Source organism: Flaviramulus sp. (assembly GCF_982512915.1).
In genome coordinates this window covers 1-14,477 of record NZ_CEWOCJ010000010.1, presented here as the reverse complement: position 1 = coordinate 14,477, position 14,477 = coordinate 1, and the positions used below count along the sequence as shown (strand labels likewise).

At 29.1% G+C, this 14,477-nt stretch carries 15 protein-coding genes; 1 reads left to right on the top strand and 14 read right to left on the bottom strand.

Annotated elements, in window-relative coordinates; translation table 11 throughout:
- Position 1 precedes the first annotated feature (1 nt).
- The 14 genes from AC1XJX_RS08425 to AC1XJX_RS08360 form a co-directional block, all read right to left on the bottom strand.
- A complete protein-coding gene (locus AC1XJX_RS08425) occupies positions 2–877 on the bottom strand; it encodes an N-acetylneuraminate synthase family protein (RefSeq protein ID WP_482003531.1) in 876 nt (291 codons plus the stop codon).
- 21 nt (positions 878–898) lie between these two features.
- Positions 899–2,053, bottom strand: a complete 1,155-nt coding sequence (locus AC1XJX_RS08420; protein WP_482003530.1) for a cytidylyltransferase domain-containing protein — start codon at positions 2,051–2,053, stop codon at positions 899–901.
- 80 nt (positions 2,054–2,133) lie between these two features.
- On the bottom strand, positions 2,134–3,285 hold the full coding sequence (locus tag AC1XJX_RS08415) for a glycosyltransferase (RefSeq protein WP_482003529.1): 1,152 nt from the start codon (positions 3,283–3,285) through the stop codon (positions 2,134–2,136).
- Positions 3,282–4,349 carry a glycosyltransferase family 2 protein gene (locus AC1XJX_RS08410; RefSeq protein WP_482003528.1) on the bottom strand — a complete coding sequence of 356 codons (1,068 nt, stop codon included), beginning with the start codon at positions 4,347–4,349 and terminating at the stop codon, positions 3,282–3,284. The genes AC1XJX_RS08415 and AC1XJX_RS08410 overlap by 4 nt, the downstream gene beginning before the upstream one ends.
- Complete coding sequence (locus AC1XJX_RS08405; protein WP_482003527.1) at positions 4,346–5,260, bottom strand: glycosyltransferase; 915 nt, start codon at positions 5,258–5,260, stop codon at positions 4,346–4,348. Before AC1XJX_RS08405 ends, AC1XJX_RS08410 begins: the two co-directional genes overlap by 4 nt.
- 14 nt (positions 5,261–5,274) lie before the next feature.
- Positions 5,275–6,363, bottom strand: a complete 1,089-nt coding sequence (locus tag AC1XJX_RS08400) for a glycosyltransferase WbsX family protein (RefSeq protein ID WP_482003526.1) — start codon at positions 6,361–6,363, stop codon at positions 5,275–5,277.
- Positions 6,347–7,213 carry a glycosyltransferase family 2 protein gene (locus AC1XJX_RS08395; protein WP_482003524.1) on the bottom strand — a complete coding sequence of 289 codons (867 nt, stop codon included), beginning with the start codon at positions 7,211–7,213 and terminating at the stop codon, positions 6,347–6,349. Before AC1XJX_RS08395 ends, AC1XJX_RS08400 begins: the two co-directional genes overlap by 17 nt.
- 26 nt (positions 7,214–7,239) lie before the next feature.
- The gene (locus tag AC1XJX_RS08390; protein WP_482003523.1) at positions 7,240–8,058 is read right to left on the bottom strand and encodes an FkbM family methyltransferase; all 819 of its coding nucleotides are present in this window, start codon (positions 8,056–8,058) and stop codon (positions 7,240–7,242) included.
- Between the two features lie 45 nt (positions 8,059–8,103).
- On the bottom strand, positions 8,104–9,123 hold the full coding sequence (locus AC1XJX_RS08385; protein ID WP_482003522.1) for an acyltransferase family protein: 1,020 nt from the start codon (positions 9,121–9,123) through the stop codon (positions 8,104–8,106).
- Between the two features lie 39 nt (positions 9,124–9,162).
- The gene (locus AC1XJX_RS08380; RefSeq protein WP_482003525.1) at positions 9,163–10,251 is read right to left on the bottom strand and encodes a glycosyltransferase WbsX family protein; all 1,089 of its coding nucleotides are present in this window, start codon (positions 10,249–10,251) and stop codon (positions 9,163–9,165) included.
- Positions 10,235–11,101 carry a glycosyltransferase family 2 protein gene (locus AC1XJX_RS08375; protein ID WP_482003524.1) on the bottom strand — a complete coding sequence of 289 codons (867 nt, stop codon included), beginning with the start codon at positions 11,099–11,101 and terminating at the stop codon, positions 10,235–10,237. Before AC1XJX_RS08375 ends, AC1XJX_RS08380 begins: the two co-directional genes overlap by 17 nt.
- A 26-nt stretch (positions 11,102–11,127) precedes the next feature.
- Positions 11,128–11,946, bottom strand: coding sequence for an FkbM family methyltransferase (locus tag AC1XJX_RS08370; protein ID WP_482003523.1), 819 nt, complete (start codon positions 11,944–11,946; stop codon positions 11,128–11,130).
- Between the two features lie 45 nt (positions 11,947–11,991).
- Positions 11,992–13,011 (bottom strand): acyltransferase family protein, encoded by a 1,020-nt coding sequence (locus tag AC1XJX_RS08365; RefSeq protein ID WP_482003522.1) that lies wholly within the window; start codon positions 13,009–13,011, stop codon positions 11,992–11,994.
- 2 nt (positions 13,012–13,013) lie between these two features.
- Positions 13,014–13,793 carry a glycosyltransferase family 2 protein gene (locus AC1XJX_RS08360; RefSeq protein ID WP_482003521.1) on the bottom strand — a complete coding sequence of 260 codons (780 nt, stop codon included), beginning with the start codon at positions 13,791–13,793 and terminating at the stop codon, positions 13,014–13,016.
- Between the two features lie 173 nt (positions 13,794–13,966).
- Between AC1XJX_RS08360 and AC1XJX_RS08355 the strand changes: the two genes are divergently transcribed.
- Positions 13,967–14,477, top strand: a 511-nt coding sequence (locus AC1XJX_RS08355; protein WP_482003520.1) for a glycosyltransferase family 2 protein, incomplete at its 3' end; no start/stop codon positions are given.

The following is a 14,477-nucleotide window of genomic DNA, read 5'->3' as shown; positions in this document are numbered from 1 at the left end:
GTTATATCTTTTGGTTTTTTAATTTATCGCGTTGTACTTGTTCTATGGGTAAAATATCTTGTGATTTATAGCTAAGTGCTTTATAAACAGCATTTAAATCTCTACACAATTTACGCAATCCCATGGGTTCTAAAGATGCGGCATGGTCTGTTCCTTTCCAAGTTCTATCTAGCGTATAATGGCGTTCAATAATATTAGCGCCTAAGGTATAAGCTGCAACATCAACGGCAATTCCTAAATGATGCCCCGAAAAACCAATATGTTTGACGTCGTTTCTATATTTTTCTGTTAAGACATTGATATCTAAAAGGCACACGTCTTCAAACGGAACTGGGTAACCCGACGTGCAATTGTAAAGCACTAAATCTTTGTTTCTATTAAATTTTTTGAAAAACTGAACCAAATCGTCAATTTCATTTTTGGTAGTCATCCCCGTAGAAATATGAAGCTCTCCAGGGTAATTTTCACATAACCATTCCAGCATTTTTAGATTGTTATTACACGCCGAAGGTATTTTTATAAACTTAGGCTGTAATGAAGCAATTTCTTTAGCAGAAGTTAAATCCCAAACCGATGTAGCATAATCAATACCAATAGCTTCGCAAAACGCTTTTAACTCTTGATGTTGATTTATATTAAATTCTAAATACTCTCTGTGTTCCCCATAGGTATTACCATAAGAATTCGCAGGATTTGGATGTGGTTGGTTGTATTGCGCATCGGTTAAAAGCTCTTTATTATTACGCTTTTGAAATTTAACCGCATCGGCATTGCAAAATATTTTAGCTACTTTAATAAGTTCTTTAGCAATTTCCATATCACCTTTATGGTTGCAACCAATTTCTGCAATGATATAGGGTGGTTTGTAGGTTTTCATGAATATAAAATGAGGTACTATTTAAAATCGTTTATTATAATTTAAAATGAATTGGCAGGCTTCGCGTATCGCTCCATTTCCAGAATTTTTAGACAACACCATATCGGCATGTTGCTTCACAACATCCATGGCATTGTGGGGCGCTAAAGACCAACCCACGCTGCAAATATTGGTTAAATCATTCACATCATCACCCACATAAGCGATGTTATTTAACGCTATTCCTTTTTGTTTAATAATGTGATTTAGGAGTGAAAATTTGTCTTTTACACCTAAAAACACCTCATCAATTTTGAGTTTCTGCATGCGTTTGGCGACCAATTCAGATTGCTCTGAAGTGATTACCATAACCTCCACATGAAACTGACGTAAGATTTCCAATCCCATACCATCACGCATATCAAACGTTTTGGTAAGCTCACCTTCTTTGGTATATGTGATGGTACCATCTGTAAATACACCATCAACATCTAACACCAAATGGGTAATTTTTTCGGTGTATTTTCCTTTTTTTTGGCGTTCAATAAGGAGCTGTTCAACGGCTATCCAATCGGTTTCGGTATCAATTTCCAACAAAGAATCTTCAGGCATTTTTACGATACCAACTTTATCTCCTAGCCTATTTTTATGTTTCTGTAACGCTGTTTTTGTAATGGCATAAACGGCACCATTTTCAACCAACAAGCCTTCAAAATCTTGACGGCGTGGTCTGCTTTTAGGATTATAATTAATGGCAGTACCATCTTCATTCCATAAAAAACGATGGGTGTTCACAACGGTTAGTGCGGAATCAAAATCACAATTAATTTTATCTAAACAGGCATTAATATCGGTTCTTTTGGTAAACGGTGAAGTAGCTTGAAGCAAGCAAAACACATCAAAATCATATCTAATTTTTTCAGCAAACTCTAGCATGGCATACTCGGTTGAAGCGGTATCGGTGGCACTTTCATCACTTCTTAAAAGCGCTTTTACTTTGTTGGTCCAATGGTATTCTTTAGTTATAAAATCGATAATGTCTGCATCATCGGTATACACATAAACCATGTCTAAATCAGAAAAAATAGCTTCCCCTAAAACCCATGTAAACAAAGGCCTACCTACCATTTTACGCTTATTCTTATTTATAATTCCTTTGGAATTTTTTCTAAGTGGTATAAAACCTATTTTTTTCATTTATACTATATCATTTAGTTTCTTAAAAACATGTGCTAAAATACACTTTTTACAAATGAAATAACAAAACACATAGGATATCATCTTTTTAAAACTTCATCATATGCCTTCAAAACCTGAGTTTTAACAAGTATCCTTTCGAATTGTGGTTTTACATTCTTTTGATTTATTTGAAATGCTTTTTCTATTAATTCTGAATCTGTAATAGCCTTTATAATTAATTCCTTTATCTTTTCTGAATTAGTAGAATCTTCTATTAAAAGTCCATTTTCACCATGTGAAATAATCTCAGATGAAACTCCTCCAGGATTTGACTGAATAGGAAATGCTCCTTGAGAGATAGACTCTAATAGGGTATTTGGCATACCATCAGAATTACTATTCCCAATATAAATTAAAGCTTTACCCATAAGTTTTAAAACAGAATGATGTTGTAAAAAATTGCTTCTAGAAAACACTTTTATCTGCAATTCACTTGAGAGATCTTCTTCTTTAATATAGTTTTCAACTTCTTTATCCGCTCCAAAAACAACTACCTCATAACCTTTTAAATTGGTTGAAATTTGTTTTAATCCATTTAAAACTTCAATGGCACGACCAGAACGACCTTGATACCCTTTTACAAGAATAGTTTTACGTTTAAAAATTGATTTTATATACTTATCGGTTTGTTTGTAATCAAAACCTCCACCGCCAGGAAACACACCTAAAACCGTCCCTTTAAAACCTAATTCTTTGGCTATTGAAACATCTCTTTTACAATCTGTAATTAAATAATCAACCCTAGGTAATACTTTTAAAATATCCCGTTTATGTGAATCTATATTTCTAAAATAATATAAATCACTTCCCCAAGAAGAATATATCCAAGGCAAACTCTGTTTCTTTTTCATAACTTTCAAAATAGGTGTGCAAGAAATATACAAAACCATACTATGCACAACGTCTGGTTTTATTTCCTCCAATACCTTTTCAAACATTTCCCCTGTATTATATTCAAATAAAAAGCTTAGTTTTTTATACAAAAATGGTAGCTTTTTTTTAAAAAAATACCTCCCTTTAAAATTGGAATATCTTTGTTTCCATCCCGTAATTTGATGAACCCATGATAAACCTTCTGCTCTACCTCCATCTAAAATATCAAACCAAAATACTTCATGACCTGAATTTTCTAATTGCTGCGTCCATCTTACAAAGTGAATAGAATTCATTGAAACCATTAATATTTTCATAACTTAATGATTAAATGAATGGTTTGACTTTTATAGTTATACTTTAATTGATAAGCACTATCTCTTAAATTATTTATAAAACATTCTAAAAGCATTTTATTTATAGTCTGCATATCTAAAAACAGAATTGCTTTTTTTCCTAATGTTTTTTTTATTTTTTGTTTAACGGAATTATAATCTGAATTATAAGTTATATCAACTGATATTACTTTACCTGATTGTATTAATAAAACATTACTTATAAAAGCTTTAATTTCAGCTTCTTTATTTGTTAGCTGAAAACTTAAATCGACCAATTTTAAAGCTGTATAATCTAGTTCATTATAGACTCCCCAATTAAAATTTTCATTTGCTTTTACTTTTTTAATTTGCTTAGAAAATTCTAAATATTGATGATTTATTTGTTCCAATGATGAATGAAATGGGCTTATATCATTCACTTGCCTGTAATGTTTTGGATGCCACTGATGCAACATTAAAATAGACTCAGTGAAAAAAGAAACTCTATAACCTGCATTTTTAAGTCTTGAATGTACATCTGTATCTTCACCACCCCAACCATGATAAAATTCATCATAACCGTTTATAGATTTTAAAACCTCAGAATTAAATAACGTCATACCAGTTGCTTCTTCGTTAGACTTAAAATTAATTTTATAAGACTCAAAATCTTTACTAACTTTTGATTCTAGTTCGTCTAAAAATCCAACTTGAAAATAAACAACTTCGTTATTAAGTTTTATACCATAAAGAGTTTCTATAAAATTGGGGTGATAAATCATATCTACATCCCCCACAAAAAAGTAAAGTGCTTGCGTTTGTTTTAAGACCACATTTATGGCTCTTGATTTACACCAAAGCTGCTTATCGGTTTCACATCGTATCAATTTGACAAATGAATAGTCTTGGGTTAATTTTAAAAGTGATTCTTTAAATGTTTCATTACTACCATAATCAACTAAAACCACTTCAAACTGATTATTTGTTTGATTTTTTAAAGATTCTAAACATATTTTTACAATGTTTAAATCTCTATTTCGGTATGTTAATGCGATGGTTATCATGCAATACTTTTATAGATAGAATACAAATATAACTTTGTTAATTTAAAGTTTTTGGGCACCTGTTTTAAATTATATATATATTGTTTAAACCCTTTTAAATATTGTTTTTCTCTATTATAACTAGTCATTAAACTTACTTCATGCTTTTTAATAGCTTTTAACACAATATTTTTTTTATGACTAAAAACGGGATCATTAAATATACATTTTAAAATACCTAAATTCAATAACAAGGCATTACTAACTGATTTTCTTACTTGAGTCGAAACACCTATTTGCATTCTATAAACCGCTGTAACTTGGTTAATAAAATGTATTTTTCCTCCATCTTTTAATGTCCATAAATAAGTAGGCCAATCACCATAAGGAAAATTTAAAATCCACTTAGGGACACCACCTTTATTTTGGATATTTCTAAACAACACCGTTACTGAAGGGATAAAGTTCTCGAAAATTAAATCATCAAAATCGGCTTCTCCATTAGTGTTTTGTTTATCCGATTCACTATAAGCTCCATTAGGAAAAAGCCTTTTCACTTTAGTAAACACAATAGAGAAATTCCGGTTTTTCTCTAAAAAATCGACCTGTTTTTGAAGTTTATTTTCATCAATCCAATAATCATCTCCATCACAAATAGCGATGTATTTACCATCACATGCTTTTATAGTTCGCATATAATTAGCAATTAAACCTATATTTTTTTCTAAAGCTGGTAAAAGCTTTATTTTGTTTGGATATTTAACAGCATAAATTTCACAAATAGTTCTAGTTTTATCTGTACTGCAATCTTCTCCAATTACTATTTGAAAATTAAACTCAGATTTTTGCATTAAAATACTCTCTATTGTCTGTACAATAAATTGCTCTTGATTATAAGTGAGTAAAAAAACGCTAACAGTAATTTGATTCATTTATAATAATTATACTAGTTTGAAAGTACATCTTTAGTTGCATCTAAATAACTAGTTTGCCATTTTTGGCAAGGTTCTAAATGGTTGCCTTCAGCCCATTCATTCCATGCATTTATAAATAAAAATGATTCCGGCATGCGTTTCCAAGGGTAATTTTTTACGATATAATCCAACCAGTTTCCATACTTTTCTGGAGTTGAATTATGAAGTACAAAATAATTTTCTTTGCGTCTTGCCGTATTATCCCATCCTGGAGTTATTGATGGATATTCATTTTCTTTGAAACCCGTTTTCATTTGAAGCTTGCTAAATGCTTCGTAATCATACACCAAACGGTATTTATCGATAACGGGCAATTTTATCTTACTTAAAAACGCATTGAAATAACGCTTCAGAAAACCGTTATTAATTGAACTAGGCCTATTTGAAAAATTTGGTTGAAAATCGAATGAAAAATCAAAACCATCATCATTTTTCAAGGTTTCAAAATCTGTATTTTTTGCATAACCAATATATAAATCTTCAAAACCAGCCTTTTTTACTTCATGTCGCCATAGTTTAATGGTTTCTTGAATATCAGGAAATAAATTGGCTCTATAAACAATAAAAACGGGCTTTCCTTCAACTTTAATATACCTGTCGTCTTTAAAATAAGAGATAAGAACTTGTATGTGTTTTAAATCGTCTTCTAAGGAATAATTTTGCTGCAACAACACGTCTTTATCGCCGCCATTCCAAACACGTGTCCAATTTTCATTAGCCCAACATAGCATAAATGGTAAATCTTCGTTGGGATTAGCTAGTTTTTTAGTTAAAGGAGTTTCTAAAATTCGCTTAGAGTTGAACCAATAATGATAATAACAAAACCCATAAATGCCATGAGCTTTAGCAAGTTGTTCCTGTGCAATTCTAGCTTCTTCTAATCTTAAATCATAAAAACCCAAATCGGCTGGTAAATGTGGCTGATAATGGTCTTTAAAAAGTGGTTTCGCTTTGGCAACATTCGTCCATTCGGTAAACCCTTTTCCCCACCATGCATCATTTTCTGGAATGGGATGAAATTGAGGCAGATGTATGGCTATAGGTTTAATTTTTTCTGACATATTTGTAAAAATAAGCAAGTTTTGAGTAAACATTGGATTTTAATTTCTTTAAAAAAGGCACTCTATTTTTATTATAAATTTCGCTGTGTTTCGCTCTTACAATTTTTACTAAATCGGGTTTTCCTTCATTTTCAAAAAACACTTCTAAATACTTTGCTGCTTTTAAAAAACCTTGTTTCATGGCCACAAAATCAGTTGACATTGACCCATTCCGAATTCTATAGTAACTTAACACTTCAGAATTACAAATAATACTTTCAGAATAATAAAACAATAGCACCCAAAAAAACCAATCTTCATGATTTAATAACTCAACATCAAATTTTAATTTGTCCTTATCTAATAAAGAACGACTAAATATAACGGCATGAGGTGGAAAAGATTTTCGATATTCCCAATCCCAAATAATTTCACTTTTATAATTTGATTTTGAAAAAACAGGTGTTAAATATTTATACTCAGCAGCTTTTAATATATTACCATCAACAAATGAAAAATAATCTGAAATTGAAATATCTGCTAGTTCTAAATCTTTAAGTTGAATTTCAAATTTGTTAAATTTAATCAAATCGTCGGCATCTAAAAATTGAATATAGCTTCCAATTGCCACCTTTAAACCAGCATTTCTAGCACTACTTAAACCACCATTATCTTTATAAACATACTTAAAGCGATTGTCTAATTTACACCATTTTTTAGCAATTTCAGCTGTATTATCCGCACTACCGTCGTTTACAATTATACACTCCCAATTAGTATAGGTTTGATTTAACACAGAAGACAAGGTATCATCTAAATATTGGGCTTGATTATAACAAGGAATTATTATAGAAACTAATGGCTTATGCATATCAAGTGTATTTATCTATTTTAAAACTAAATGGTCCATAGATTTTTATTTATTCCAACTGTTAACTCTCCTGTTTCAAACAAATAATATCCATACTCCTTTAAAATCTTATAAATAGTATCTCTAATCTCAAACTCATCATGAATCTCTATGGCTATAATTTTTGTAATACTTAAAAAAGAAAAATCATTATTAACATTGAAAATAAACCTTTCTGCTCCTTCAATATCAATTTTTAATAATGTAATATGAGATAGTTTATTATTTGAAATAATTTCATTCAATGTTATACCATGAATTTCTCCATCAATGTCTTGATTAGTAGTGATTGCCCAATCCTTAGAATCTCTGAATTTAGTATCCAATTGAAACTTAAGCCCTTTTTTGTGACTTAAGGCTCTATGATAAAAATTAATTTTACTTTCAAAATTATTTAAAGCAATATTTTCTCTACACATAGATGCATTCTCATGAGACGGTTCTACTGCATAAACAAATAAATTGTTTAAGTTATTTAAAAAATAAATTGAAGTATAGGCTACGTTAGCACCTGCGTCAATAATTATTTTTTCTTCGTTAAAATTTAGGTTTAATTTTATTAAATTCAGTACAATTTCATATTGTCTAAAATTAAATACTTGTTCAAAAACCATATAATCACTATGATTTTCATTTCTTATATTAAGATTAAGTGTGTTGGTGAGTTTTACAATATAGTAACGTTCCTCTTTTCTATAAGAAGTTAACTCTCTATTTTGATTTAATTTATGTTCAAAAATTTCACTGGAGCTAAATCTCTTAGGAAAAAATATTCTATATACTTTTCTTAACTTTTTAAATTTCATTAATCTTAATTTTATAAATTCTTTAAGAAATATTAAACCAACTCGTTATTTTAATCTCAAAGCCTTTTTTTCGATGAGATGCCACGATAAATATCCAAATGCAATTGAAATAATTACAGAGTACAGCATCAACTCAAAAACATTAAACTTTAAAAAATAAACTAGCGTTTGCTGAATAGGAAAACTGTAAATGTAAATACCATAAGACATATCGCCTATTCTTCCAAAATTACTAAAAAAAGGCAAGTGCGTAAAACCAATGAGTAAAATAACAATTGTGAACAAGATATGTTTCACCTCATTGTAAAAATGGTAGTAAATTGAAACTAAAAGCAACAAAATTGAAATGTACAAAATCCATTTTCTATTTATTTTTTCAAATTCAATAGACGCTAAAAAACTTCCACAAATAAAAAAAGTACCTAAATTTAATATATGATAGCCCTGCATTCCCAATATTGAAGACTCTGCAAATCTTGCAATAAAAAAATTAAAAATCACTAATGAAATAGCAAGGGTTAAACCTAGCAATACTTGTGTTATTATTTTATTTTCCTTAAAATAAAACAATAATACTAAAGCTATATATAAAGAAAACTCATAACGAATAGTCCATAAAGATCCATTGATAGCGTGATAAGGATTAGTATCAAAAATTCCTTTTATACCGGATTGAAATAAATAAAGCGAAAGATTATTGGGTAAATAGCTGTATACCTGAAGGTTTTTACCAAAAGGAATATCACCATTATAAACTATAGGTGATAAAAGCAACGTTATTAACAACACCACAAACAAGGCAGGAAAGAGCCTTAAAAACCGTTTTTTGTAATAGGCTAAAATACTTTTACTTCTTTGTAAACTTTGAAAAATAAAATAACCACTAATAATAAAAAAACCACTTAATCCTAATTGAGAAAAAGATAATTGACCATTTGACAACTTACTGATTCCGGTATTTTCTTCAGTGCCTCCGGATAATGCATAAGAATGTGAAATGACAACAAAAATTGCGAACAAAAAGCGTAAAAAATCAAAATTATTATTTTTAATTCTTTTTACCATTCTTAAAACTGCTTACTGTAATGTTATTCATTAAAATTACTATTTCTCTATTATTTCTTTGGTGGTTTCCAAATAGGCTCTTCCCCATTTTTGGCAAGGTTCTAAATGGTTGCCTTCAGCCCATTCATTCCATGCATTTATAAATAAAAATGATTCCGGCATGCGTTTCCAAGGGTAATTTTTTACGATATAATCCAACCAGTTTCCATACTTTTCTGGAGTTGAATTATGAAGTACAAAATAATTTTCTTTGCGTCTTGCCGTATTATCCCATCCTGGAGTTATTGATGGATATTCATTTTCTTTGAAACCCGTTTTCATTTGAAGCTTGCTAAATGCTTCGTAATCATACACCAAACGGTATTTATCGATAACGGGCAATTTTATCTTACTTAAAAACGCATTGAAATAACGCTTCAGAAAACCGTTATTAATTGAACTAGGCCTATTTGAAAAATTTGGTTGAAAATCGAATGAAAAATCAAAACCATCATCATTTTTCAAGGTTTCAAAATCTGTATTTTTTGCATAACCAATATATAAATCTTCAAAACCAGCCTTTTTTACTTCATGTCGCCATAGTTTAATGGTTTCTTGAATATCAGGAAATAAATTGGCTCTATAAACAATAAAAACGGGCTTTCCTTCAACTTTAATATACCTGTCGTCTTTAAAATAAGAGATAAGAACTTGTATGTGTTTTAAATCGTCTTCTAAGGAATAATTTTGCTGCAACAACACGTCTTTATCGCCGCCATTCCAAACACGTGTCCAATTTTCATTAGCCCAACATAGCATAAATGGTAAATCTTCGTTGGGATTAGCTAGTTTTTTAGTTAAAGGAGTTTCTAAAATTCGCTTAGAGTTGAACCAATAATGATAATAACAAAACCCATAAATGCCATGAGCTTTAGCAAGTTGTTCCTGTGCAATTCTAGCTTCTTCTAATCTTAAATCATAAAAACCCAAATCGGCTGGTAAATGTGGCTGATAATGGTCTTTAAAAAGTGGTTTCGCTTTGGCAACATTCGTCCATTCGGTAAACCCTTTTCCCCACCATGCATCATTTTCTGGAATGGGATGAAATTGAGGCAGATGTATGGCTATAGGTTTAATTTTTTCTGACATATTTGTAAAAATAAGCAAGTTTTGAGTAAACATTGGATTTTAATTTCTTTAAAAAAGGCACTCTATTTTTATTATAAATTTCGCTGTGTTTCGCTCTTACAATTTTTACTAAATCGGGTTTTCCTTCATTTTCAAAAAACACTTCTAAATACTTTGCTGCTTTTAAAAAACCTTGTTTCATGGCCACAAAATCAGTTGACATTGACCCATTCCGAATTCTATAGTAACTTAACACTTCAGAATTACAAATAATACTTTCAGAATAATAAAACAATAGCACCCAAAAAAACCAATCTTCATGATTTAATAACTCAACATCAAATTTTAATTTGTCCTTATCTAATAAAGAACGACTAAATATAACGGCATGAGGTGGAAAAGATTTTCGATATTCCCAATCCCAAATAATTTCACTTTTATAATTTGATTTTGAAAAAACAGGTGTTAAATATTTATACTCAGCAGCTTTTAATATATTACCATCAACAAATGAAAAATAATCTGAAATTGAAATATCTGCTAGTTCTAAATCTTTAAGTTGAATTTCAAATTTGTTAAATTTAATCAAATCGTCGGCATCTAAAAATTGAATATAGCTTCCAATTGCCACCTTTAAACCAGCATTTCTAGCACTACTTAAACCACCATTATCTTTATAAACATACTTAAAGCGATTGTCTAATTTACACCATTTTTTAGCAATTTCAGCTGTATTATCCGCACTACCGTCGTTTACAATTATACACTCCCAATTAGTATAGGTTTGATTTAACACAGAAGACAAGGTATCATCTAAATATTGGGCTTGATTATAACAAGGAATTATTATAGAAACTAATGGCTTATGCATATCAAGTGTATTTATCTATTTTAAAACTAAATGGTCCATAGATTTTTATTTATTCCAACTGTTAACTCTCCTGTTTCAAACAAATAATATCCATACTCCTTTAAAATCTTATAAATAGTATCTCTAATCTCAAACTCATCATGAATCTCTATGGCTATAATTTTTGTAATACTTAAAAAAGAAAAATCATTATTAACATTGAAAATAAACCTTTCTGCTCCTTCAATATCAATTTTTAATAATGTAATATGAGATAGTTTATTATTTGAAATAATTTCATTCAATGTTATACCATGAATTTCTCCATCAATGTCTTGATTAGTAGTGATTGCCCAATCCTTAGAATCTCTGAATTTAGTATCCAATTGAAACTTAAGCCCTTTTTTGTGACTTAAGGCTCTATGATAAAAATTAATTTTACTTTCAAAATTATTTAAAGCAATATTTTCTCTACACATAGATGCATTCTCATGAGACGGTTCTACTGCATAAACAAATAAATTGTTTAAGTTATTTAAAAAATAAATTGAAGTATAGGCTACGTTAGCACCTGCGTCAATAATTATTTTTTCTTCGTTAAAATTTAGGTTTAATTTTATTAAATTCAGTACAATTTCATATTGTCTAAAATTAAATACTTGTTCAAAAACCATATAATCACTATGATTTTCATTTCTTATATTAAGATTAAGTGTGTTGGTGAGTTTTACAATATAGTAACGTTCCTCTTTTCTATAAGAAGTTAACTCTCTATTTTGATTTAATTTATGTTCAAAAATTTCACTGGAGCTAAATCTCTTAGGAAAAAATATTCTATATACTTTTCTTAACTTTTTAAATTTCATTAATCTTAATTTTATAAATTCTTTAAGAAATATTAAACCAACTCGTTATTTTAATCTCAAAGCCTTTTTTTCGATGAGATGCCACGATAAATATCCAAATGCAATTGAAATAATTACAGAGTACAGCATCAACTCAAAAACATTAAACTTTAAAAAATAAACTAGCGTTTGCTGAATAGGAAAACTGTAAATGTAAATACCATAAGACATATCGCCTATTCTTCCAAAATTACTAAAAAAAGGCAAGTGCGTAAAACCAATGAGTAAAATAACAATTGTGAACAAGATATGTTTCACCTCATTGTAAAAATGGTAGTAAATTGAAACTAAAAGCAACAAAATTGAAATGTACAAAATCCATTTTCTATTTATTTTTTCAAATTCAATAGACGCTAAAAAACTTCCACAAATAAAAAAAGTACCTAAATTTAATATATGATAGCCCTGCATTCCCAATATTGAAGACTCTGCAAATCTTGCAATAAAAAAATTAAAAATCACTAATGAAATAGCAAGGGTTAAACCTAGCAATACTTGTGTTATTATTTTATTTTCCTTAAAATAAAACAATAATACTAAAGCTATATATAAAGAAAACTCATAACGAATAGTCCATAAAGATCCATTGATAGCGTGATAAGGATTAGTATCAAAAATTCCTTTTATACCGGATTGAAATAAATAAAGCGAAAGATTATTGGGTAAATAGCTGTATACCTGAAGGTTTTTACCAAAAGGAATATCACCATTATAAACTATAGGTGATAAAAGCAACGTTATTAACAACACCACAAACAAGGCAGGAAAGAGCCTTAAAAACCGTTTTTTGTAATAGGCTAAAATACTTTTACTTCTTTGTAAACTTTGAAAAATAAAATAACCACTAATAATAAAAAAACCACTTAATCCTAATTGAGAAAAAGATAATTGACCATTTGACAACTTACTGATTCCGGTATTTTCTTCAGTGCCTCCGGATAATGCATAAGAATGTGAAATGACAACAAAAATTGCGAACAAAAAGCGTAAAAAATCAAAATTATTATTTTTAATTCTTTTTACCATTCTTAAAACTGCTTCGGTTTGTTTCTTATAAATTTTATCAAATAGAAAAAACGTAAAAAAGCATATTTTATCCCTATTAAAAAATATTTAATGCTATTCCATATGCTACCAATTAATCCTTTTAAAGCATTCCAAAAACTAACATCTTGATGCCACAATTGGTAATTACCAATGACATCATTTTTAAATCTAAAAAATTGTTGTTTTGGTGTTCTTCTTATTTCATAATGAAAAATAGCAGGAACAAAATCAATTTCATAGCCTTTTTCTAACACTCTTTTAGACCACTCTTTATCCTCAAAAGTAGCTATATCTTCTCTAAAAGGCTGTTTCTTCCAAACAGCCTTACTAAATGCCGAACCGGAAAAAATCAAACCAGACTTATTAGGATCTGCTTTAGCTGTAACTTTATTAATATAATTTCGATAATCATTGGTACTATGTAAACATCGCAAACCTGCCAAATTAGAATTTAGTTCAAACTTCTCTTTAATTAATTTAAAAAAATCATAACTTACAGGATAGGAATGTGCACTAAAAATAACTACAATAGGCTGATTAGCCTCTTGAGCAGCTAAGTTAGCGCTACCACCATAACTAAACTTTTCAATACTTATAAAACGAGCCCCGTACTTAATTGAAACTGCTCTACTATCATCTTCAGATAAATTATCTATCACAATAATTTCAGCAATATCTTTTGCGTATCTTTCTGTTAGATTTTTTAACAAAAAAGATAAGGCTGTAGCTTGATTTTTATTTCGAATTACAACTGAAATCATTTCTTTTTATTTGCTTTTAAAAACAAAAATAATTTTTTTGTTGTTATAGAGTTGATTTTAAACAATTAAAATCACAAAGTACCAATTAAACTAAATTAAAAATAAAAAAACGATTAGAAACTTTTGAAAATTGATTTCATCAACTACCTTTATCTAAAAACACATAACACATTATGTTATCAATTATTATCCCTGTTTATAACGAAGAAAAAACAATACATAAAATTTTAGATAAAATTAAAGATGTAAAACTTACAAATAACATTGAAAAAGAAATTATTATAGTAGACGACTGCTCTACAGATGACACCAACTTCTCTTTAAGTAATTACATAAATAATAATCCAGAATTAAATATTAATTATTTTAAGCACAAAGTAAACAAGGGCAAAGGTGCTGCATTACATACTGGTATTGAAAAAGCTAAGGGAAAATACACCATTATTCAAGATGCCGATTTAGAGTATGACCCTGAAGAATATAATTATTTATTAAATCCTTTTTTAAAAGGAATGGCAGATGTTGTATATGGCTCGAGATTTATGGGTAGTAAGCCACATAGAATTTTATTTTTTTGGCACACCATAGGAAATAAATTTCTTAAATTTTTATCAAATATGTTTAACAATTTAAATTTAACAGATATGGGAACATGTTATAAAAAGTTTGATACAAGAAAAATCA

What these genes read in the sequence shown, in the direction of transcription:
- AC1XJX_RS08425 (WP_482003531.1), bottom strand. Translation starts at nt 877, where the DNA reads ATGAAAACCTACAAACCACCCTATATCATTGCAGAAATTGGTTGCAAC.
- AC1XJX_RS08420 (WP_482003530.1), bottom strand. Translation starts at nt 2,053, where the DNA reads ATGAAAAAAATAGGTTTTATACCACTTAGAAAAAATTCCAAAGGAATT.
- AC1XJX_RS08415 (WP_482003529.1), bottom strand. Translation starts at nt 3,285, where the DNA reads ATGAAAATATTAATGGTTTCAATGAATTCTATTCACTTTGTAAGATGG.
- AC1XJX_RS08410 (WP_482003528.1), bottom strand. Translation starts at nt 4,349, where the DNA reads ATGATAACCATCGCATTAACATACCGAAATAGAGATTTAAACATTGTA.
- AC1XJX_RS08405 (WP_482003527.1), bottom strand. Translation starts at nt 5,260, where the DNA reads ATGAATCAAATTACTGTTAGCGTTTTTTTACTCACTTATAATCAAGAG.
- AC1XJX_RS08400 (WP_482003526.1), bottom strand. Translation starts at nt 6,363, where the DNA reads ATGTCAGAAAAAATTAAACCTATAGCCATACATCTGCCTCAATTTCAT.
- AC1XJX_RS08395 (WP_482003524.1), bottom strand. Translation starts at nt 7,213, where the DNA reads ATGCATAAGCCATTAGTTTCTATAATAATTCCTTGTTATAATCAAGCC.
- AC1XJX_RS08390 (WP_482003523.1), bottom strand. Translation starts at nt 8,058, where the DNA reads ATGAAATTTAAAAAGTTAAGAAAAGTATATAGAATATTTTTTCCTAAG.
- AC1XJX_RS08385 (WP_482003522.1), bottom strand. Translation starts at nt 9,123, where the DNA reads ATGGTAAAAAGAATTAAAAATAATAATTTTGATTTTTTACGCTTTTTG.
- AC1XJX_RS08380 (WP_482003525.1), bottom strand. Translation starts at nt 10,251, where the DNA reads ATGTCAGAAAAAATTAAACCTATAGCCATACATCTGCCTCAATTTCAT.
- AC1XJX_RS08375 (WP_482003524.1), bottom strand. Translation starts at nt 11,101, where the DNA reads ATGCATAAGCCATTAGTTTCTATAATAATTCCTTGTTATAATCAAGCC.
- AC1XJX_RS08370 (WP_482003523.1), bottom strand. Translation starts at nt 11,946, where the DNA reads ATGAAATTTAAAAAGTTAAGAAAAGTATATAGAATATTTTTTCCTAAG.
- AC1XJX_RS08365 (WP_482003522.1), bottom strand. Translation starts at nt 13,011, where the DNA reads ATGGTAAAAAGAATTAAAAATAATAATTTTGATTTTTTACGCTTTTTG.
- AC1XJX_RS08360 (WP_482003521.1), bottom strand. Translation starts at nt 13,793, where the DNA reads ATGATTTCAGTTGTAATTCGAAATAAAAATCAAGCTACAGCCTTATCT.